At 69.0% G+C, this 20,136-nt stretch carries 18 protein-coding genes and 1 pseudogene; 7 read left to right on the top strand and 12 right to left on the bottom strand.

The window, feature by feature from the left end; translation table 11 throughout:
• Positions 1–15 precede the first annotated feature (15 nt).
• On the top strand, positions 16–432 hold the full coding sequence (locus tag FHS42_RS07385; RefSeq protein ID WP_184570057.1) for a hypothetical protein: 417 nt from the start codon (positions 16–18) through the stop codon (positions 430–432).
• A 310-nt stretch (positions 433–742) separates the two neighbouring features.
• On the opposite strand, the pseudogene FHS42_RS38530 reads toward FHS42_RS07385, so the two are convergent.
• Both FHS42_RS38530 and FHS42_RS07375 read right to left on the bottom strand, forming a co-directional pair.
• A pseudogene (locus FHS42_RS38530) lies at positions 743–973 on the bottom strand (GNAT family N-acetyltransferase); the annotation flags it as partial.
• Between the two features lie 179 nt (positions 974–1,152).
• On the bottom strand, positions 1,153–2,787 hold the full coding sequence (locus FHS42_RS07375; protein ID WP_184570055.1) for an MFS transporter: 1,635 nt from the start codon (positions 2,785–2,787) through the stop codon (positions 1,153–1,155).
• Between the two features lie 555 nt (positions 2,788–3,342).
• Here FHS42_RS07375 and FHS42_RS07370 point away from each other — a divergent pair.
• On the top strand, positions 3,343–3,840 hold the full coding sequence (locus FHS42_RS07370) for a hypothetical protein (RefSeq protein WP_184570053.1): 498 nt from the start codon (positions 3,343–3,345) through the stop codon (positions 3,838–3,840).
• A 188-nt stretch (positions 3,841–4,028) separates the two neighbouring features.
• Here FHS42_RS07370 and FHS42_RS07365 read toward each other — a convergent pair whose 3' ends face one another.
• Positions 4,029–4,769: a pentapeptide repeat-containing protein gene (locus FHS42_RS07365; RefSeq protein ID WP_376772541.1), complete on the bottom strand. Its 741-nt coding sequence runs from the start codon at positions 4,767–4,769 to the stop codon at positions 4,029–4,031.
• 272 nt (positions 4,770–5,041) lie between these two features.
• Between FHS42_RS07365 and FHS42_RS07360 the strand changes: the two genes are divergently transcribed.
• Positions 5,042–6,031 carry a zinc-binding dehydrogenase gene (locus tag FHS42_RS07360; protein ID WP_184570051.1) on the top strand — a complete coding sequence of 330 codons (990 nt, stop codon included), beginning with the start codon at positions 5,042–5,044 and terminating at the stop codon, positions 6,029–6,031.
• Between the two features lie 159 nt (positions 6,032–6,190).
• Here the strand turns inward: FHS42_RS07360 and FHS42_RS07355 are convergent, their stop codons facing one another.
• From FHS42_RS07355 to FHS42_RS07340, 4 genes are all read right to left on the bottom strand, one after another.
• Positions 6,191–7,324 (bottom strand): aminopeptidase P family protein, encoded by a 1,134-nt coding sequence (locus tag FHS42_RS07355; protein WP_184570049.1) that lies wholly within the window; start codon positions 7,322–7,324, stop codon positions 6,191–6,193.
• 148 nt (positions 7,325–7,472) lie between these two features.
• Complete coding sequence (locus FHS42_RS07350; protein ID WP_184570047.1) at positions 7,473–8,231, bottom strand: IclR family transcriptional regulator; 759 nt, start codon at positions 8,229–8,231, stop codon at positions 7,473–7,475.
• A gap of 453 nt (positions 8,232–8,684) precedes the next feature.
• Positions 8,685–9,680: a helix-turn-helix transcriptional regulator gene (locus FHS42_RS36675; protein ID WP_312866766.1), complete on the bottom strand. Its 996-nt coding sequence runs from the start codon at positions 9,678–9,680 to the stop codon at positions 8,685–8,687.
• Between the two features lie 300 nt (positions 9,681–9,980).
• A complete protein-coding gene (locus tag FHS42_RS07340) occupies positions 9,981–11,195 on the bottom strand; it encodes a helix-turn-helix transcriptional regulator (RefSeq protein WP_184570045.1) in 1,215 nt (404 codons plus the stop codon).
• Between the two features lie 961 nt (positions 11,196–12,156).
• On the opposite strand from FHS42_RS07340, the gene crcB (FHS42_RS07335) reads away from it, so the two are divergent.
• Positions 12,157–12,735: a fluoride efflux transporter CrcB gene (gene crcB / locus FHS42_RS07335; protein ID WP_376772540.1), complete on the top strand. Its 579-nt coding sequence runs from the start codon at positions 12,157–12,159 to the stop codon at positions 12,733–12,735.
• Positions 12,732–13,106, top strand: coding sequence for a fluoride efflux transporter CrcB (gene crcB, locus FHS42_RS07330; protein ID WP_184570041.1), 375 nt, complete (start codon positions 12,732–12,734; stop codon positions 13,104–13,106). The genes crcB (FHS42_RS07335) and crcB (FHS42_RS07330) overlap by 4 nt, the downstream gene beginning before the upstream one ends.
• Before the next feature lie 452 nt (positions 13,107–13,558).
• Here the strand turns inward: crcB (FHS42_RS07330) and FHS42_RS07325 are convergent, their stop codons facing one another.
• From FHS42_RS07325 to FHS42_RS07315, 3 genes are all read right to left on the bottom strand, one after another.
• Complete coding sequence (locus FHS42_RS07325) at positions 13,559–14,368, bottom strand: hypothetical protein (protein WP_246494361.1); 810 nt, start codon at positions 14,366–14,368, stop codon at positions 13,559–13,561.
• 778 nt (positions 14,369–15,146) lie between these two features.
• A complete protein-coding gene (locus FHS42_RS07320) occupies positions 15,147–15,554 on the bottom strand; it encodes a RidA family protein (protein WP_184570031.1) in 408 nt (135 codons plus the stop codon).
• A gap of 393 nt (positions 15,555–15,947) precedes the next feature.
• The gene (locus FHS42_RS07315; RefSeq protein ID WP_184570029.1) at positions 15,948–16,850 is read right to left on the bottom strand and encodes a LysR family transcriptional regulator; all 903 of its coding nucleotides are present in this window, start codon (positions 16,848–16,850) and stop codon (positions 15,948–15,950) included.
• Positions 16,851–16,993: 143 nt separating this feature from the next.
• Between FHS42_RS07315 and FHS42_RS07310 the strand changes: the two genes are divergently transcribed.
• Complete coding sequence (locus FHS42_RS07310; RefSeq protein ID WP_184570027.1) at positions 16,994–18,106, top strand: YncE family protein; 1,113 nt, start codon at positions 16,994–16,996, stop codon at positions 18,104–18,106.
• Positions 18,107–18,604: 498 nt separating this feature from the next.
• A complete protein-coding gene (locus FHS42_RS07305) occupies positions 18,605–19,003 on the top strand; it encodes a hypothetical protein (protein ID WP_184570025.1) in 399 nt (132 codons plus the stop codon).
• 369 nt (positions 19,004–19,372) lie between these two features.
• Here the strand turns inward: FHS42_RS07305 and FHS42_RS07300 are convergent, their stop codons facing one another.
• Positions 19,373–19,678 carry a hypothetical protein gene (locus FHS42_RS07300; RefSeq protein WP_184570023.1) on the bottom strand — a complete coding sequence of 102 codons (306 nt, stop codon included), beginning with the start codon at positions 19,676–19,678 and terminating at the stop codon, positions 19,373–19,375.
• Positions 19,675–20,121 (bottom strand): ATP-binding protein, encoded by a 447-nt coding sequence (locus FHS42_RS07295; RefSeq protein WP_246494360.1) that lies wholly within the window; start codon positions 20,119–20,121, stop codon positions 19,675–19,677. The genes FHS42_RS07300 and FHS42_RS07295 overlap by 4 nt, the downstream gene beginning before the upstream one ends.
• Between the last annotated feature and the right edge of the window lie 15 nt (positions 20,122–20,136).

Below are 20,136 nucleotides of genomic sequence, written 5' to 3'. Positions count from 1 at the left end.
AAGGAGTTGAGTGAGATGACCACAAGGACGCGCCGCGCACGTGCGACGGCAGCAGCCCTGGCCCTCGGCGTGGCGGCGGGCGGTGTGGCATTCGGGATGAGTGCGACGTCGGCCCAGGCCGCGAGCCCGGCCAAGGCCGCGGCCCCGGCGAAGCCGTACGGGACGGTCAACACCATCAGCGGCAAGGAGCTCGTCGTGCGGATGTACCCGAGCATCGACTCCAGCCCGGTCGGCGTGCTCAGCAACAAGGCGCAGTTCGGAATCGACTGTAAGGTCCGCGCCCAGAACATCGAGAGCGACGTCGTCTGGTACAAGCTCCGCGGCAAGGAGCAGTGGGTGACCGGCAAGTGGTCGGATGCCACAGGCACCGTCAAAAATTGCGACCAGGTCTTCCCGAAGAAGTTCCGCACTCCGAGCAACGCCGTGGGCTGACCCCCACTGGTCTAGCAGCGCTCTCCAGCCAGTGATCCTGGCAGCCAGCCAGTGATCGTGGCAGCCAGTCACCCCGGCCAGGACGCCCCGCCGGTTGCCTCTCGCAACCGGCGGGGCTTCCGCTTGCCCGAGGTCACGGGCTTGATCGCCCAGGGACAGGGGCCGTGGCAAGGGGCAGGGCCGGAACAGAGGCCAGGGGCCGGACTTCCCGCGTAAGGCGAACCTGCGGGGGCTCGACGCCGCCCAGCGGACGTCTTCACTGCCAGCCCATCGCCGCCAAACAGGCGAGACCACAGGCTCAACGGCCGGGCTACGGGCGGTAGACGCACGCCGCGAGCGGGGCGTGCCGCTTCCAGCCCAGCGTCTGGTACAGCGCGCGCCCGTCATCGGTTGCGCCCAGGACGCCGAGGGTCGCGCCCTGCGCTACCGCGTCGTCGATGAGGGTACGCATCACGAAGTCGCCCAGGCCGCGGCGCCGATGGGCCGGCTCCGTCCCGAGCCGGTCGATGACGGCGGCCTGCCCGAGGACGACCAGCTGGCCCCTCGCAGCGAAGTCACCCTCCCGCGGTGAGCGTCACGCAGTAATAGTCACTGTGCCGCAGTAACGGTTTCAGCGATGAGGGCACGTTACGTCGCAGGGCGGAGCGAGGCACTCCCTCCATCGCCCCGCTCGCCCCGCAGGCGGGACGCGGCCTCGCGGCGACGCTAGCCGCGGCGTTACTAGCCGCGGTTGGGCAGGACACAGCGCCAGGCCAACAACACGCCACAGGCCACTCCGCAGGCCACCGCCGCCAACAACAGGGCCCGATCCGCCGCCGCCTGGCTTGCCGCCGGGCCGGCCAGCACCACGCCGACGCCCGCCGCCACGGTGATCACCGTCTTGGTGATCCCGGACGCTTCGCCCGCTCGGTCGGGATGAATGACCGCCTGGGTGGCGGTGAGCGTCAACGCGTTGGCCAGGCCCAGGGTCGCGCCGGTGGCCGTGGCCGCGAGCAGGTACAGCGGCAGGGTGCCGGCCACCGCCACCGCGCAGAGCGTCACCGCCCCCGCGGCCAGGCACCCGGCCATGACCGCAACCGCCAGCGGCGGCCGTACCCGCCCCGCGACCACACCCGCCACCGCCATCGCCGTCGCGGGAGCGAGGAACGCACCGCCCGCCGCCCCCGCCGACAGCCCCCACGGCCCCTGCAACGTCAGCGGGACGACAAAGAGAAACACCACCGTCGCGGCGTTGGCCACCGCCCCGGAACCAGTCAGCGCCACATAGCGACCGTTACGGAACAGCGCCAGGTCCACCAGCGGGTCCAGGGCCGTGTACTCCCTCCGTACGAAGGCGGCCAGCGCCGCCCCGCACCCCACGAGCGTCGCCACACTCGCGCCCGACAGCCACCCCCATGCCTGGCCCCGGTCGGCGAGCAGCGCTAACCCGGCGAGCGCGGTAGTACCCGTCACCAGCCCGGGCCAGTCCAGCCGCCCCCGCGGGCCAACACCGCCCCGGCGGCCTGGCAGGTCTCGGCTGGCCCGGCGGTCGTGCGGACCCCGGCCGGACCGGCTGCCCCGCTGTCTCTGCCGGCCCCATCGGCCCCACCCACCTCGCCAGCTCCTACGGTGGCGTACGCCTCTTCCGCCTCCGCCGCTGCTCCCGCCGGGCGCGGCCAGCGCGGCGAGAGCAGCACATCCGGCCAGCGGCACATTGAGCCAGAAGATCGCCCGCCATGACACGGCCTGCGTCAGGGCTCCGCCCACGAACGGGCCGCACGCCGTGGCGACGCCACCGAGGCCAAGAGCCCACCCCGTGGCGCGCCCGCGCAACTCCGCCGGATAGGCGCTGGTCAGCCACGCCAGGGCGCACGGCATGAGCAGCGCACCACCGGCGCCCTGCGCCACCCGGGCCGCCACGAGCATCGGCAACGTGAGCGCGAGCGCGCACCCCGCCGACGCCACCGCGAACAACGCGAGACCAAGCAGCACCATCCGCCGCCGCCCCAGCAGATCGCCCAGCCGCCCGGCCCCCATCATCAGCGAGCCCGCCGCCAACAGATAGCCGCTCACCACCCACCGCGTGCCATCCGTACCGGTTGCTGTTCCGGCCCCGAGACCGGCCCCTAGATCGGCCCCTAGGTCGGCCCCTAGGTCGGCCCCTAGGTCAGCGCCGATCCGAGGCAGCGCCAGGTTCAGCGCAAACGCGTCCAGCTGTACGCAGAAGACCGCGAGGGCCACCGAGACGAGCACCCACCGACGCGCCGGATACGCGGCACCTCGCGCTCCTCCCGCGCCCGCGCGCTCACCTTCGCCGTCGTCCAGTTCTTCACCATCCGGCCGCCTGGCCGTCCACCACCGATGGCCCGGTGTCATCGCGCTTCCCTCCCGGTGACGCACCGGTCCGCCACCAACGCGCGTCCGAGCGGTGGGCGCTTCGAGCCTCCCGACCTGCTACGTACGCGTCCGGCCAACGCCCCGGGCTCGCCTGGTCCGCTTGCTGTGCGAGCCGCCGACCGCGGGGATCGCGATCGACGGGAGTGCCGCATGGGCTGGGATGACGTGCGCCAGAAACGCATCGGCGGTGGACCGCGACGACGTGCGCGAGAGGTGAGGCCATACAGACCGCGGGCTTCCGAGGGCCCGCTGAGACCCGTGAGCCCCGGGGGCCCGGGATCACACAGGGCGGGGGGGGGTTCCGGGACCACTCAGGGGGTCAGCAGAGGCACCCAGTGGAGAGCGGAGCCGGCGGCTGGCAAGAAGGCGTCCCGAGACTCAAGGAGTGAGAGCCTGCCGAGTGCGAGCCGGCCGAATAAGGCCAGCGAAGTAAGGCCAGCGGAGTTAGGCCGGTGAACCGGCCGGCGGCTACGGGGCGGGCGAGGCGGCGACGTGCCGCGGAGCGCATGCCGTACCCGTGACACCATAAACAACGTGATCGACCTCGGCTACTCCCTCTCCCATCGCTTTCCCGACCCGCCGCAGACGGACTACCGCACCGCCGATGCGTACGCGCTGCGGCACGACCTGTTCTCCGGTGATGTCTACCTCGCCGACACCAAGGCGGATCGGGAGTTGTCCACAGCCTGGGGATGGGTGCCGGTCTTCGACTTCGCGTGGGCACTGTGCGACATCGTGGAGCAGCTCGACCGCGATCCGCGCGGCAACCGGTCCGCCCGGCCGATCCACGCCGAGCTGGACTTCACCGAGTCCAGCGATCGGTTGCTCTTCGAACGCCGCTTTGGCTGGGTGGACGTCACCGCTGACTGGGTGCCGCCCGAAGAGCCACCGCTGAACTTCAACCATCGGGCGCTACGCCGCGAGGCCCGCGACTTTCTGCACGACCTGATCGCGGATCTGGCGGACATGCACGAGGGACTGGCCGACAACCCCGTGGTCTGGGACGTGCAGGGCCGCTTCCCCCGCACGTGATTCCCCTGCGCGCCGCCCCCTTCAGCACCGCCCTTTGCGCACCACCCGCCCCTGCGATCCGCGCCGCCCTCTCCGCCCAGCTGCCCCAGCCCCGCCGCCCTCGCTCGGCCTGGCTTTGCCCCTCCCCTCGCCTCCCCTCACCCCGGCCCGCCCCGGCCCCTGCTGTCTCATCCCTCCGGGCCGTCCTGCTAGTCCTCGACCTGGACTCCAAACTGTGAGGCGAACGCCGGGGCCAGTTCGAGGAGTTGCGGCGAGCTGATGACGGCGCCGGCCAGGGCGTCCAGACCGCGCGCGATGCCGAGTTCGGTGACGCCGCGCAGGTCCACCTCCTTCATCCGGGCCGCGCTGAAGTCCACTTGGCGCAGCACACAGTTCGCGAAGGAGACCCGTTCCAACGTGGCGTTGCCAAAGTCGGCGTCCACCAGCACACAGCCATCGAAGGTGACGTCCTTGAGCTTGGCGCGGCGCATGTTCACATAGTCAATCTTGCCGCCGCGCACCAGGACTCGTTCCAGCGAGGCACCGTGCATCTGGGTGCCCCCCAGCCGGGCGTCCGTCAGCTCCACATCGCGCAGCGAGGCCGCCGACAGGTCCGTGCCCACTCCGTGCACACCCTCAAGGACGCTGTCGATGAACCGGGCGCTGCTGAGCATCGTCTCGTCCAGCGCACAGCGGCGTATGGCGCAATCCAGGAACCGGGCGCCGCGCGCCGCCTGGTCTCGTAGATCGAGATCCGCGAACTCCCACCCGTCGTAATCGCCCTCCGGCTCCAACTCACCTTCCGCGTAAGGCGCCAGGGCAGGGAGCGACACCGTGGGGCGCCGCGGCTCCCGCGCCCCGCCGCTCGCCTTCCGGTGCCCTCCCGCACCCGTCCCACCCGTCCCACCGGCCCGCCGCTGCGCCCGCTCCACCACTCGCACCTTTCGCACCCCTCTCCCCGTCCCATCCGCGCCGCCCATCACTCCGGCACACCCCATCGTGCACCGAGGGTCTGACATCGCCCCTCAGCCACGGCACCGGTTCACCCACACCTCGGAGATCTCCGTCAGCCAGCCGGCCAGGCAGCCGAACGGGCCAACCGGCCAACCAGCCGGCCAGCCAAACAGGCCAACCGGCCAACCTAGGTTGACTTCAACAATGGTTGAAGTTGGACGCTGGTCGCATGACGCGGCCCCCAGGGCCCTTACCGATGGAGATCGCCATGCACGCCATTCGTCTGCACGCCTTCGGGCCGGCCGAGAACCTCACGTACGAGCGGACGGACGACCCCGAGCCCGCCCCGGGCCAGGTCCGCATCAAGGTCGCGGCGGCCGGGGTACACGTCATCGACACCACCTTCCGCTCGGGCGATCCCAAGATCCCCTACGACCTGCCGGAGTTGCCCACGATCCCCGGGCGTGAGGTCGCCGGCACCATCGACAAGCTCGGTGCGGGCGTGGACGGCGCGTGGCTCGGCCGGCGGGTGGTGGCGCACCTGGGGTTGGTGCCCGGCGGCTACGCCGAACTCGCCGTCGTCGCCGTCGAGAAGCTGCACCAACTCCCCGACGCGTTGCCCACTGACCACGCCATCGCCATGATCGGCACCGGCCGTACGACCATGGGCATCCTGCGCTTCGCCGAGCTCACCGCCGATGACCTGGTGATCGTCACGGCGGCTGCCGGTGGCATCGGCTCGCTCCTCGTGCAGTACGCGAAGAACGCAGGCGCCACCGTCGTGGGCCTCGCGGGCGGGCCAGCCAAGGTCGCGCACGTACGGGAGTTGGGCGCGGACATCGCCCTCGACTACACCGCCGCCGGCTGGACCGAGCGCGCCCGTGCCGCCATCGGCGATCGCGCTGCCACCGTCGTCTTCGACGCCGTAGGCGGCGAACTGGGGCTCGGCGCGGTTGACCTGCTCGGACCAGGCGGGCATCACATCGTCTACGGCTGGGCCGCGGACGGCCCGCTGGAGCTGACCGACGAGGACCTGAAGCGCCGCGGCATCACCTCGCAGCAGGTCGTCGGCAAGCCGATGCTCGACCGGATAGGTGGCATGGCGGGGATGCGGAAGTTGGAGGAGGAGTCCATGGCGCAGGCCGTGGCAGGCAAGCTGGTCCCGACCGTGCACCGTTTCCCACTCGCGCAGGCCGCGGCGGCACACCACGCGATCGAGACCCGCGGCACCATGGGCAAGGTCGTGCTGATCCCGTAACGCCCCCGCGCCTGGCTACCGCCGCGGCATCGGCCCCACCCGTAACCGGTGGGACCGATGCCGCGTACGCGCCAGACCTACGGCAACACCAGCCACGCCAGCGCGATCCCGTCCCAGCACAAACCCCCTACACCGCAGGCCAGTTCCGTTCGCCGCAGGTCAGTTCACCAAGCGAAGCTCGCGCGAGGTGTTGTTCAACCGTCGGCCCCCGGTGTCCGTGCAGGTCACGATGTCCTCGATGCGGACGCCGAAGCGCCCGCGGAGGTAGATGCCCGGCTCGATCGAGAAACACATGCCCGGCACCAGCGGCAGATGCTCGCCCTCCACCATGTACGGCGGCTCGTGGGTGGTGACGCCGATGCCGTGGCCGACGCGGTGGATGAAGTATTCGCCGTACCCGGCCTCGGTGATCACCCGGCGCGCCACTCGGTCGATCTCCTGGCAGGCGACCCCGGGCCGTACCGCGTCGAACGCCGCCTGCTGCGCCTCAAGGACTATCCCGTGCACCTTGCGCTCCTCCGACGTCGGCTCGCCGACGTGCACGGTGCGGCTGGTGTCGGAGCCGTAACCGTCCTTGAGGCCACCGAAGTCGAGGACGACCATGTCACCGTCCTCGATGATCCGCTCGCCCGCCTCATGGTGCGGGCTGGCGCTGTTGGGGCCCGAGCCGACGATGGTGAAGTCCACCTGACGATGCCCGTGTTCGCGCAGCAGGTCGGCCAGGTCGGCGGCGATGTCACACTCCCTGCGGCCGGCGAAGCGCACCTTGGTGATCTTTTCGTACGTGGCGTCCGCCGCGGCACCCGCCGCGGCGAGCCGCTGCACCTCGTGTGCGTCCTTGACCGCACGCAGCATCGGCAGCACCTCGGTGAGGGAGCTGTACGTCGTGTCGGGGAGGGTGCGTTGGAGGGCTAGCAGGTGCAGCGCCCAGGCCGAGTCGGCGACGCCGTAACGTCCCCGCGGGTTCAACAGCTCGCCCGTCGCTGCATACGGGTCGTCGCCGTCCGTCCAACTGATCAACTCGACCGCCCCGGCACCGGTCGCCGCCGCGGCGTCCGGCCGCTCCAGCGTGGGCACCAGCAGTTGCGGCGCCCGATCCGGGGTGATGACCAGGGCGGTCAGCCGCTCGGTGGTGGCCGAAACGTGGTAGCCGCACAGGTGGGCGAGGTCGGGCCCCGGCGTGACGATCAGCCCGGCGAGACCTGCGTCAAGCGCCGCCCGGGCGGCTCGGGCCATTCGGGCGGCGTAGTCCTCGCGGGTGATGGGCGCGGGCTGGTCAGCGGTGACGGCCATATCTCTCCTCCGGGCGGCTGCTCGACGACGGGTACCGAGCCCCCTCATGATCGCGCAGGCCGCCTCCGGTCGCGAGATGGCAAGCGAGAAGGAGGGATGAACACGGATGCGTCGGGGAAGCCGGTCGGCTTCCCCGAGCAGCCGAGCCCTACTCGGGAAAGCCGCGCCCGATCCGTACCGCCGCGTCCACCAATTCGCTCACATGCATGCGCCCAGCGTTGTTCGGCATTCTGCCGCCCGGCCAGTACGCGGAGAGCGCGGCGACCACCCGCCCGCCCGGCCCGTATACCGGAGCCGCCACCTCCGCGCCCTCGCGCTTGCGGATGTCGATGCTCTGCGCCCACCCCTGCCGCCGGACGCTGGAGAGGGTGGCGGCGGTGAACCGCGAACCCCGCAGCATCTCGTGCAGCACCTCGGGCTCCTCCCAGGCGAGCAACACCTGCGAGGTGGGCCCTGCGTTCATCGGGAAGGCCGCGCCAACGGGCACCGAGTCGTAGGGGCCTGTCGAGTCGTACGAGGGGGCCGGAGCCGCTGCCACGCAGATACGCAAGTTACCCCTGCGGCGGTAGAGGCGGGCGTTCGCCCCGGTCAGGTCGCGCAGTTCGGAAAGGACCGGGTTGGCCACCGTCAACAACCGGTCCTGGCACGCCTGCACGGCCATCAACCCCAGTCGCGGCCCCAGGATGAACCGCCCGTGCTTGTCTCGGGCCAGCAACCGCAGCCGTTCCAGGGCGAGTACCAGCCGGTGGGCTGTTGGGCGCTTCAAGCCGGTGTCGGCCACCAGCCTCGTTAATGAGGCCGGACCGGCTTCCAGGACCCCAAGGAGCAGCGAGGCCTTGTCGAGGACACCGACCCCGCTCAGCGTCTGCTCAGCGGACAGTGCCTTCTCGGGACTAGTCGTCGTCATGCGTGTGTCTCCTCATCGGACCGGTCCCGCGGTATGCCAGGACCGCCCACAACCACGGCTTCGTTGCGGATGTCGAGCGTTAACGGGCGGAGGTTCGACGTGACCGGGGGAAGACTGCCGAACCTCCGACACCGCTGGCGCTCCGGGAGGAGTGGCCACCGGTGAGATTCCGCACCCTTAAGCCGGTACGGATTCCAATTCCCACTGACATGTCTATCCGTCCGGCTCGAACGCCCGCAATGACCACTACAGGAAGCTGCCAGCCGCACGTGGCACCCAGCAATAGTTTGTCTTTCGCTCATTTTGGCTTCCGCTCAACCTCAGCGCGGTTTGTCTGTATCGGCTTCTTCCACACGACCCCGCAACCCCCTCTTCGAGAGCGCCCCATCGACACCTCAACCGGCCCCCCGGCCGGCCTCGCCACTTCCCTCCAAGGTCGCGCCGTGGCCCTGTTCAGCGGATGTCCTGAGTAGAAGCCGCTGGTAGCAGCCCCAACTCGGCCGCTCGCACGCCCGCTTGGAAGCGGGAGTCGGCGCCTAGCAGGGACATCATTTCGGCGACGTAACGTCGGTACGTACGGACCGAGACCGACAGCTCGCGCGCGGCCACTTCGTCGGTGACGCCGAGCCGGAGCCATTCCAGGATCTGTTGGAGCATCTCCTTGCGGCCTCGGTCACCGACGTCCAGGCGCTCCGATGCCGCGAGCGACTTGCGCCAGATGCCGGCGAAGAGGGTCCGCAGGGCCTCGGTGACCCCCGGGTCCCTGATGGTCGAAGCACGCCGGCCGACCGCTGAATCCGCGCAGACCAAAGCCGCTTTACCATCCACGAGGACGGCCGCGAGCAGCGGAATCCTGGCCACTCGGACCTCCAGTGGCATGGGTCCCCCGGAGTGCCGCTGGATGAACTGCCAGTCGAGCGCGCTGGGGGTGCACAGCAGCCGGGTGCGCACCGCGCGCCGCCCCGAGCCCGGCGCGGGCCCGCCCCCCGGCCCGGTGTCGGCCCCCGGCAAGGCGCGAGAACCGGCCATGGCCTCCGATTCGGCGCCGGCGCTGCCGGCGGGGGCCAGGCCCGCCACCTCGGCGCCGTCGCTCCCGGCCGCCGTGTCTACCGCTCCACCTGCACCGATGCCTCGCACACCAACGGACGCCGACACCATCCAGTCACCGAGCGCCGAGTACAGCACATGCGATGGTGCCGAGTCGGTGGCCAGCACAATATCGATGCTTTCTTGCGCCTCATCAATCAGTTTCTTCGCGGTCACCAGAATTTCATTGTCCTGGGCGCTGACCGCCGCCAACCAGGCATTGCGTGACTGCCGTTCACGGTGCTTCATCACCGTGGACTCGACAAGTGCCCGCACTGCGAGCAGTTCCTGCGCCAGGTCGCCTTCTTCCGGCTGTGGGCTGGCGCCGGGTACGGCATGTGCGAATTCCCTCAACTCATTCACCCCCGTGAATTGAACCCGTGAGTTTCGCTCGTTAATGCGAAGGACCGACGGTTTTTTCTCCGCGTACGCACCCGCGGCGAGCAGCCTCCCGTACGCATACGGGTTTTCCTACCGATATACATGGGTGTCCGGGTATGCGCACCCGAATACCCCGAAATCTACGTATGGGCCGGCGACCATGAACAGGCCCAGGTTCGCGTACGGGTAGACGTACGCGAACACACCCAATGCTGCGGACAGGTAGGCGGGCGCGAACACCAGCCTCGCCATCCCCCAGCGGCAACCGGTGGCACACCTTCATCACGCCGGGCCGAGCAGCCCGAGTTCGTAGGCCCGCACGCCCGCCTGAAAACGGGAGTTGGCCCCCACATCCCGCATGATCGCGGCAACATGACGGCGATACGTACGCAGCGACACCTGGATCTCCCTGGCCGCGACGTCATCCGTACGCCCGGCGCGCAGCCGGTCGAGAATCTTGCGCACCGAATCGGAGCGCAGCCGCTCGGCCAGTCGCAGGTGTTCGGCGACCGGCATCGCGGTGCGCCAGGCGGCGGCGAACATCAGGTCAAGGACGCGCACGGACGCGGGGTCCTCGATCACCGAGGCGTAGCGCTCCGTCCGCTCGGGGCCCGAGCGGACGAACGCGGTCCTGCCGTCCACCATCACCCCGCTTTGTAGGTCACCGGTCTCGACGCGTACCTCATGGCTCACCAAACCGCGCCGCACCGCCGCCGTGATGCCCAGCGAATCCAGCGAGTCCGCGGCACACAGCATGCGCACCGTGACGCCCCGCTCGCTGGCGATGGCGAGTTGGTCCAACAACGGAGCGATGAGCTGGGCCCGCTCCGGGCAACTCGACACGGTGACGCTCACACTGTGCTGGGCGCCGGCGAGCAGTTGCTCGACGGTGTGCCGTACGACGGGTCCATCGTTGGCGACCACCACCGGAGTGGGCTGATCAGCGCTGCGCCGGTGTATCGAAACGGCCGACTCGATCAGCTCGCAGACCTGCCGCAGCGCGACCTCCACGGCGTCCGGGCCAGCGGATCGGTCGCCATCGCGGCGGTCGATATCCCACCGGCCACCAACAAGCCGGTCGGACTGCTTGCCCCTCTTTTCCCTCAAGCCCTCGTGGCGGCCGTCAGCACCGCCGTCGAGGACGGACAGGTCGGCCCGGAGTCGGTTGCCACGCACCCGGTCGGCACGGTCACGCGAAACGCCTTCCAGGCGGCGCGGTGCGTCCGCGGGATGCGCGTACGCGGCACCAGCGACCTCCCGTTCCGCCTCGCTGGCCGCCGCCGCGGACCCGGGGCCCGCTTCCGTCGCTGCCCCGCTGCGCACAGCCGCGCCCGAGTGGGCCGCACAGCCCGCGTCCGGGATGACGGTCAACCGCCTGTGCACACCCGAGATCGGGTCCCCCTGCGAACCCGGATGGAGCGCCGGGGGCGGGTGGGGCAGCAGGCCACTGGTGGGGTGCGCGTACGAGCCGCCACGCGCTCTGTTGGCGACACTCAAGTGCGGGCCTGCCGACCGGATGGGCTGCGGGCCCGCATACAAGTTCGGCTGCGGATGTGGCTGCTGATGTGGCTGTGGGCTTGGCGGTGGGCTTTCGAGCGGGCTCGTATATGGGCTCGTATCCGTGCTCTGTGACATCGTCGCCAGTTCTGCCATGACTCCCCCATGCGATGCGCGGCGCGGCACTCATTCGAACGCGTCGAGACGCGTCGAGAACGCTTCGAACACGCAGGCTGATCAAATCAGCCGCAGTGACAGTAGATACCGGATGATTGAAAGTGCAATGACGGGCTGCGTGATCCAATCCGCCTTCGCGTCCACCTGTGCGCCACTCGTTCTTCATGAACTCACCCATGAACTCGCCCATGAACGCAGCCATGAACTCAGCCAGGAGCGGGACTACTTTCGTGACGGGGAAAACCCACCCACTGCGCCGCGAGATTAGTTCGCTGGCCGCGACCCAGTCAACGCACACCAAAAGGCAAAGAAATGGCAAAGACGCCCTTGTGTACCGGGTCCGTCACGGCACCGCCCCGAAGGCGCAACGCGCCTGTCAGCAACCTGCCGCTGACGGCCGAAACGTGTGCCACGAGACGCCCCAACATCCACATGACACACACGCATCACTACGCTAAGTGATCTTTGACCTCTGGACTGTCCGCTTGTGGACAGCTGCACTGCCAGATTGGCAAGTAAGTGTCAGTTACGGAATTCTTACTCGGCCTTGCCCGAGCATGCGCAGTCCGGTGGCGCGAAATGCTTCCCCGCGCCCGTTCGGCGCGCCCGCGCACGGCCGGCGCCACGGTATCTCCACGCTAGAGCCACAGCTGAGTGGCACATGCTCTGGTGGGTGCTGCTGGTGGCAGACCCGGGCGAGTCCGACCCGGGATGAACCACCCCGGCGACGGGCCCACCGTCCCCCGGGCCCACGGCGCTCGGCCCGATGAGGAGGAGACAGCCCGTGCACGACCCCCGCCACCCCCCGCTGGGCGGGCCACCCACCCCACCACCGCCCCCGCCCGACGATGGCGCAACCAGGCCAGCCGAGGACACGGCCCCGCCGGACGCCCCACATGGGGCGCAGACTGCCGGCGAGCCCGCTCCCCTGCCCCCTTTCCTCGGGCGGCCCCGGGCAGGTACCCGGTGGGAAGTGCTCGCCGTGGTCGCCGCCGGGGGCGTGGTGGGGGCATCCGCCCGATACGGGGCCGCGCTGGCCTGGCCGACATCGCGTGGCGGCTTTCCCTGGACGACCCTGAGCGTGAACGTGATCGGCTGCGCGCTGATCGGCGTCTTCCTCGTCGTCCTCCAGGAGGCATGGAAGGCACCCGCGCTCGTGCGGCCCTTCGCCGCCACCGGCGTGCTCGGCGGCTTCACCACCTTCTCCACGTACGCCGTGGACGTGGAGCGACTCATCCACGACGGCAAGACCAGCACCGCCGTCGGCTACCTGGCGCTCACCCCGCTAGCGGCCCTGATCGCCGTGTGGTGCGCGGTGGCAGCCACCGACCGGGCGCTCAGAGGGCGGCGATCAGCGGCATGACCTGGCTTCTCGTCATGATCGGCGCGGCGGTGGGCGCACCCCTGCGCTATCTGACCGACCAACAAGTGCGCGCCCGGTACACCACCGTCATCCCCTGGGGGACGTTCCTGGTCAACGTGGTGGGCAGTCTGCTGCTCGGCCTGGTTACCGGCGCCGTGGCGGCGGGTGCGGCCGATTCACGGCTCCAAGCGCTGCTCGGTACGGGACTGTGCGGGGCGCTCAGCACGTACTCCACCTTCTCGTACGAGACGTTGCGGCTCGCGGAGACCGGACATCGGCGTATCGCCGCCGCGAATGTCGCCGCCACACTGCTCGCCGGCCTCGGCGCCGCCTTCGCCGGCGCGGCCATCGCCCGCACCGTGTGGGGCTGACGGGCTCTGTGGGGCTGACGGGCTCCACCCCCGCCCCAGCGGCCCCACAAGCCCCACCAGACGCGCCAGCCAAGGCACCAGCCCCGGCCAGCCCCGCCGACTCCTGACAGAGCGCGACGGGACGGCACAGGCCGAGCAGGGCCGCTAGGTCGAGACGAGCGGGGGCCGGCGGAACGAGTAACCCGCAGCGAACAGCGAGGCGGGAGTGATCGGGTGCGGTCAGGTCTGGTCGGGTGCGGTCAGGTGTGTGGTGCGGTCAGGTGTGGTGCGTACGAGCCCGGACTGTCGGGCTCGGTCTTGAGGACCCGACCTGGTCGGACTCGGCCTGGTCAGGTAGCCATCCGGCCAGGTGTGGCCCGGTCAAGTGAAGATTGGACAGGTGTGGGCAGGGCAGAAGCAGGTGCGTCAGGCGCAGACAAAGCCGGCAGAGGCGGCAGAGGCGGGGATTTGGCTCACCTGGGTGAGGCGCCGCCGTCTCCGACGAAGTCCTCCAACGGGTACGCAGCCGCGTGCGCAGCTGGCCGCGATACGTACAACTGCGCGTGGTAATACCCATCGTCCTCCTTGCCACTCGGGTCACCGCCCGCCGCCACGACAGCGGCGATCGCATGCCGCCGCTCCGCGACATCGGCAAACCGTCGCTGGAGGAAAGTGCGTTCGGCACCCGCGGTCTCGGTGACGAGCCCGAGCTCGCGCAGCGCCTCCGCCACCGGCGCGTACGGCACGCCGCGTAGCACGAACGCCGCCACCCACACCGACTCCTCGGCCGCCTCGACCAATCGGGAAACGGTGCGGCTGGTGACGTACCCGATGCCGCCGGTGACCGTGATCAGTTGCGCGCGGGACACGGCGCGCCGCAGGGCGGGCCCCGGGTCCGAACGCTCCAGGTCCTCACCGAACGCCTCATCAAGGAGCCCGGCGGTACGGGCGTACGTCACGGCCCGGCCCGCCGCATCAAGACCAACCACCCGCGCAGCGTCCGGCAACCGTCGCTCGGCAAAGAACTCCCGGTCTTTAGCGATGAGTTGTGCCGTAGTGAGGTCGGCTATCTGGGGGTCGGTATAGCGCTCGTAGAGCTCGTCCAGAGTCACCTTGTGGTTCAGCAGCGCGGCATTGATGCCGTACGAGCAGCACAGGTCCACCACGGTCGGCGGACGCTCGGCGGGTTGCCCGGCGGACGCATCGGCCAGGACGCGTGCGGCCAGTAGTTGCTGAAAGACCTCTTGCGCATGCTGTGGAATCTGGTAGGCGAGTGGCCTCAACGTCCGAAAGTACCCTCGGGGATCAGGCAAATTGTAGATCTCGTCAAAGCGGGCCTTTCCTCTCAGTCCGTCATTCTCATCCACTCGTGCACCGGTCATGACACCTCGTCTCTCACGAGGGCAGGCAAATCCCGCCCTTCTTATGGCTAGTGCCTGACGCGGAGTGAGGGAACAGTGCCGAATGGTTTTCAGCCAAGTTTGACCACCACCGGGGAGCCATGAACGAGGGCGCCCACACCCATCACTCCCCGGCGTCAAGCCATACCGCCGCACGCCGCCGCTACCGTCCGCGACCAGCACGGATGGCGATTCCTCCGGCACGCTCCCGGTGCGCCCACCACGGACGGTGATCTTCCGCCAATGAGCCATCGCCTCACCCAGCAGGAAACGACGGGTCTTCGACCCTCGGAAAACGATATGGATGGACCGCCACGGGGTACCGAACGCCTGCGCGGTGAAGGGTTTCGGCCCGTATGAGCATGGATTCCTGAGTTGCGGGCGGATTTTGTGGCGTACGTCACCACGCGTACGAGCCGTACGAGACGACCGGCAACACGACGACAGTCAGCGACGAAGAGATGAAGTGAGAGACAACGGTGCCGATCGCCGGGCACCTGCTCGGCGAGCCGGTGAGAGCCCTCAGCTACGACGAAGACGACGGCGATGCCGAGCAGCGGACCCGTGAGCCATAAGAACCTGCTCGCCGGCGCGCATCAAGGCAGCCACCGCGCCACGCCAGCACCGCTTCATCCCAGCACTGCTTCATCCCGGCACCGCGTCAGTCGAGCACGGCGGCCACGGCCTCGATCTCCACGAGTTGGTCGTCGTAACCGAGGACGGTGACGCCCATCAGCGTGCTGGGCACATCGTGGTCACCGAACCCATCCCTGACCACTCCCCAGGCTGCCACCAGGTCGGCCTGCCGGTCGGAGGCGACGAGCACCCGCGTACTGATCACATCCGTAAGCGTCGCGCCCGCGTCCTTGAGCGCGACCCGCAGATTCTCCAGGGCCTTGGCCGCCTGGCCCGCGAAGTCCCCCACCGCTGCCGTACTTCCGTCCGCGTGGAGCGGGCAAGCGCCGGCGAGAAAGATCAGCCGCGCGTTGGCGGGAGCGGTGGCGGCGTACGCGTACTCGGCGACGTCCGAGAGCGACGACGAACGGATGAGGGTGACGGCACGGGCCACGACGAACTCCTCGCGATACAGGCAATCTAGGGAAAACCAGGCAAAAAAACACGGCGAACGGTCAGCGAAATGGAAGACCACCGGAGGCAGACGGACGACCAACGAGCTAGACGCCCGCGCAACCCACGACGACCGGCAACCGGCAACGACCGACAGGTCATCGGCAGCGTGGCATGCGCTCACGCACCCCAGCGAACGGTTTTCCACCGCCTCCCACCAACTTCTCCCGCCCCACCTGACCCGCTCGCCCCATGCGGCCCGCTCCATGAGCAATGAGCAACGGGCAACGGGCAACGGGCAACCAGCAACCAGCAACCAGCAACCAGCAACCAGCAACCAGCAACCAGCAACCAGCAACCAGCCAAGGCTCGCACCTCGGCCGTCAGCTCTCCCTCACATACCGCCATCCATCGACCCAAGAACCACGGCCCTGACGTGGTCGCGGAACCATCGGTGGGCATGGTCGGCGGTGTTCCGCGGGTGCCAGGCCATGCCAATCTCGACCACGGGAAGAGCCAGCGGAATGGGAAAGGTGCACAGGCCGAGAGCGGTGATCGTCTCGACCAACCACTCGCCCAGCGTCAGCGAGACGAGATCGCTGTTCGCTGCCAGCAGCATGGCGCTGGTGTAGCTGGGCACCACGACGGACACGCGCCGCCGCAACCCCTGCTGAGCGAGGGCGGTGTCGATCGGCCCATGGCGCTTGCCAAGCCGGGAGATCCCGACATGGTCGGCCTCGGCGAAGCGGCGCGCGTCGATGGGGGCGTCAAACAGGGGATGCCCTTGGCGCGCAACAGCCAAGATCCGCATCCGCGTCAACGTCTCCTCCCGGGTCTCGGGATCGAGATGGCCAAGCACGCCCAACTCAAGGTCGGCGTGGCCCTGTCGCAGAGCGGGCCCGCCCTCCATCGTCTCGGCCAGGAAGACCACGTTGACGTGCGGTGCTTCGGCGTGAATGTGGTCAATCAGCGTCGCGGCGAGACCCGTGAGCAACAGGTCACTCGCTTGGATGGTGAACGTACGGTGAAGCCCCGCCACGTCGAACGAGGCCGAGGGGACAAACAGCGCGTCGGAGCGCAGGAGGAGCGCGCTGACCTCGTCCCGCAACTCCAGGGCCCGCGGGGTGGGAACCATCTCCTGTCCAGCCCGTACGAGGAGAGGGTCACCCGCGGCCCGGCGAAGCTTCGCCAGCATGCGACTGGCTGCGGCGGGCGAGGTGCCGAGCCGCTCGGCGGCCCGGGTAACGCTGTTCTCCTGGAGCAGGGCGTCCAACGCCCGTAGCAGATTCAGATCCATGGGCGCTCCCCGACACCGGCACCGTTATTCCACTCAGCGCAACAACACCATGCCTATCTTTGCATTGCTTGCAGGGTGGTGCGGCTTCGAGAGTGGTCCTGTCCGGCGTAAGAGCGGGACACCCACATCACCGGGAGTAGACCGTGCAGCAGTCCGTCCGTGCCCATCTGGAAGGCGACGTCCTGGCGGTGGTCAGCCAAAGCGGGCCCACCGTGTCGTTCTTCGACGCCGGTACCGACCGGCACCTCGGCACCATCGAGGTGCCCGCCGAACCCCACGAACTGTGTTTCGACCCCACCCAGCGCCTCCTGTGGTGCGCCACCACCTACCACTCGGGCTACTACCACGCCAACAGCGGCCGACGCAGCGAACTCACCGTCATCGACCCCGCCACCCGCAGCATCGTGGAGGTCATCGACCTCGCCCCCGAACACGGTCCGCACGGCCTCGCGCTGGACGCCGCACACGGCCGCCTCTACGTCAGCGTCGAAGGCTCCGACCACCGTCCCGGCGGCGTCGTGGTCGTGGACACCACGACCCGCCGCCCCATCGGGCGCATCGACACCGACGCCCCCGGCCCACACTGGTTCGTCATCGACCCCACAGGCACAACGGGTTACGCCAGCAACAAGGAGGCGCCCTTTGTCTCCGTTGTCGACCTCAACCGAGGCACGCTCACCGCCAAGGTCGAGGTGCCGGGCAGCGAGGGCCTCGCGGTCTCGGCCGATGGATCGAAGGTATTCGTCGCCGCACCGTACGCAGCGTTCGGCGGCAAGCCCGACGAGCCAAGCAACCCCGCCGGACCCAGCCCGCGGCCGACGACCACCGGCATTCGCGTCATCGACACGGCGACGATGTCCATCACCGACACCCTCCCCACCGACCACATCGCCATCCCCGTCCACACCACCGGCGCCGGTGCCGACGCCGGTGCCGACGCAACCACCAGCAGGCTGCTCGTCGGGGAGCCCCGCATGGAGACCACGCCCGAGTCCCCACTCGGCCGACACGCCCCGGGACGGCTCACCGTGTTCGCGGCGGACAGCCATGACCGGCTGGGCAGCGTCGAGGTCGGACACTTGCCGCTGACCATCACGTCATCGGCAGACGGCCGGTTCGGCTACGTTGCCTGCGTCGTCTCCTCCACGGTGGACATCATCGACCTGGAGTCGCTGCGCAACGTCGGCCAGCTAGAAGTCACCAAGCGCGCCGAGCCCGGCGCACACGGCATGGCCTACATCCCCCAGCCTGCATAACCCCCAGCGCGAAGCCCCTGGCCGAGCTGACCCACCACCCACCTGACCACAAAAACGCCCCGGACCAACCCGGTCCGGGGCGTTAGCGCAGCTCAACGACGCAACCGCGCACAGAGCCGACTGTCGGATTCGAACCGACGACCTTCGCTTTACAAGTTCGATCACGGGGACGGCTGGACATCGTAGGCTGCTGCCACTGCGGTCAGGATGGTGCGTTAACGTGCGCCGCCGTCCGGCCTCGTTGATGTCAGGTGCGGATGTCAGCAGCCAACAACTCCAGGATGCAGACAGGGCTCCAAAGGGCCCTGTGGACAGTCGGTCCACTTCCACGGCCTCCAGGAAGGTGTCGCCCCGAGAACACACGGGCGAAGACATAAACACCACGTGCGAGTGGCCCGCGGCAGGAGGTCGGGGGCCGCGTGGTTGGCTGCGCGGCGGTCGCCTCCTGTCGCCGTGATCACTACGCACTTTGTGCAAAGAGACACGAAGGAGCGGCCCATGTCGGCAGAGTTGATCGTCTCGCTTGTAATCGCGGTCCTTACCATCTTCGGTGGCCTCTGGCAGGCGAGGAAGAGGGAACTGCGGAGCCGGGAACGAGCTAAGCATGATGCCGAACTCCTCGCCGCCCTTCCGGATAGCAGCACCATGAAAGACGAGCTGACGCGGCACATCGATGAGACCATCAGAAAGATGATCGCTGAAGACAGCCGTAACCACGATCCATTCAGCGTCGCCTTGGCCATCGTTATGCTTCTCATCGCAGGCGGTTTGATCGCGGCAGCTGCCGTCAACGGGGGCGCGTGGTGGTGGTTGACCGCGCCTGCTGGCTTGATCGCCATTGTCGCGCTGCCGGGCCTGGTCATGGAGTCAACGCCACGCATTAGCACTCAAGACTGAGGCTCCAGAAGGTGCACGCTCGCGAGGTCGGCGGAGCGGCTTTGGCCGGTGTCCTGCCCGGTTTGGGGTCGGGCATGGTCAGGGGGCCGTACGCTGGCCGGCAACTCGGGCAGGCTGTGGACCTGCCCGGAATTTGAACGAGTGGCCCCCTGGCCTTGCCCGACGCGGGACCCGAATCGGGGAGGTGGGTAAAGCCGTGGAGCCGACCCCCAGCCACAACGGACCTCGTCTCCTCAGCCCAAAGCGCTCGCCGCTGTCGCGCGGCCTGGTGGACCGGGCTGGAGCGGGGCGCAGACAGGAGCGGCGGCCCGGGGAGCCGGGCCGCGTGCGCCGCGCTTGCGTGGCGCCTTGAACCTGTAGAGAAGGTTGTTACTCATCCCTCCGCGGCTCCGGGTGGCGCTTGGCGCGTTCGTGTTCGATGGCGGCCAGGATGGCCTGCGCCCCGTCCAGGTGGGCTTGGAGTCTGCTGAGTACGTCCTCGCGGGCTGAGCGGATCAAGTGGTCTGTGGATGCTGCTCCTTCGGCGCTTCCGGTCGGTGTCCAGAACGTTCGGTGACTGTGGTTGCGGATGATGTCCTGGCAGGTGCGGATGACCCAGTTCATGGAGACGGTGAGCTCGTAGCGGTGCAGTTCGTCCTGCTCGCCGTCGTTGTGTGGGGTGGGGTTCGTTGTCATCGGGTCGCCTCGTGTGTCGTGGGCGTGTGGTCGCCGCCGCGTTCGCCTGGGATGGGTGCGGATAGTTCGGCGGTGACGGTGCGGCCGTTCTGGTTGCCGGTGACGTGGAAGTGGCGGGCCAGGATGGCGACGATGTCCAGTCCGCGGCCGTGGGTGGCTCCTGCGGGTGCCTTCGCGCGGTGGGGCGGTGTGGTGCCTCCGCCGGTGTCGGTGACCGAGATGCTGACCCGGTGGCATGTGAGCGTGAGAGTGATGTGGAAGACGCCGAGGTGGGTGCCGCTGTCGGTGTGGGTGAGGGCGTTGGTGGTGAGTTCGCTGACGATGAGTACGGCGTCGTCAGCGCAGGGGTGGCCGCGCAGTATGTCCCGGGTCCATTGGCGGGCGTGGGTGACCTCTTCTCGTGAACCTGGGCAGATACGGCCCCACACTCGCGGTTCACTCATATACTCGTCCATACA

It is taken from the genome of Streptomyces zagrosensis, from assembly GCF_014203645.1.
GTDB lineage: Bacteria > Actinomycetota > Actinomycetes > Streptomycetales > Streptomycetaceae > Streptomyces > Streptomyces zagrosensis.
This window is presented reverse-complemented; position numbering and strand designations above follow the sequence as displayed.

Coding starts and splice junctions, on each gene's coding strand:
- FHS42_RS07300 (WP_184570023.1), bottom strand. CDS start 19,678: ATGACAACGAACCCCACCCCACACAACGACGGCGAGCAGGACGAACTG.
- FHS42_RS07305 (WP_184570025.1), top strand. CDS start 18,605: ATGTCGGCAGAGTTGATCGTCTCGCTTGTAATCGCGGTCCTTACCATC.
- FHS42_RS07355 (WP_184570049.1), bottom strand. CDS start 7,324: ATGGCCGTCACCGCTGACCAGCCCGCGCCCATCACCCGCGAGGACTAC.
- FHS42_RS07375 (WP_184570055.1), bottom strand. CDS start 2,787: ATGACACCGGGCCATCGGTGGTGGACGGCCAGGCGGCCGGATGGTGAA.
- FHS42_RS07350 (WP_184570047.1), bottom strand. CDS start 8,231: ATGACGACGACTAGTCCCGAGAAGGCACTGTCCGCTGAGCAGACGCTG.
- FHS42_RS07360 (WP_184570051.1), top strand. CDS start 5,042: ATGCACGCCATTCGTCTGCACGCCTTCGGGCCGGCCGAGAACCTCACG.
- FHS42_RS07385 (WP_184570057.1), top strand. CDS start 16: ATGACCACAAGGACGCGCCGCGCACGTGCGACGGCAGCAGCCCTGGCC.
- FHS42_RS07295 (WP_246494360.1), bottom strand. CDS start 20,121: ATGAGTGAACCGCGAGTGTGGGGCCGTATCTGCCCAGGTTCACGAGAA.
- crcB (WP_184570041.1), top strand. CDS start 12,732: ATGACCTGGCTTCTCGTCATGATCGGCGCGGCGGTGGGCGCACCCCTG.
- FHS42_RS07315 (WP_184570029.1), bottom strand. CDS start 16,850: ATGGATCTGAATCTGCTACGGGCGTTGGACGCCCTGCTCCAGGAGAAC.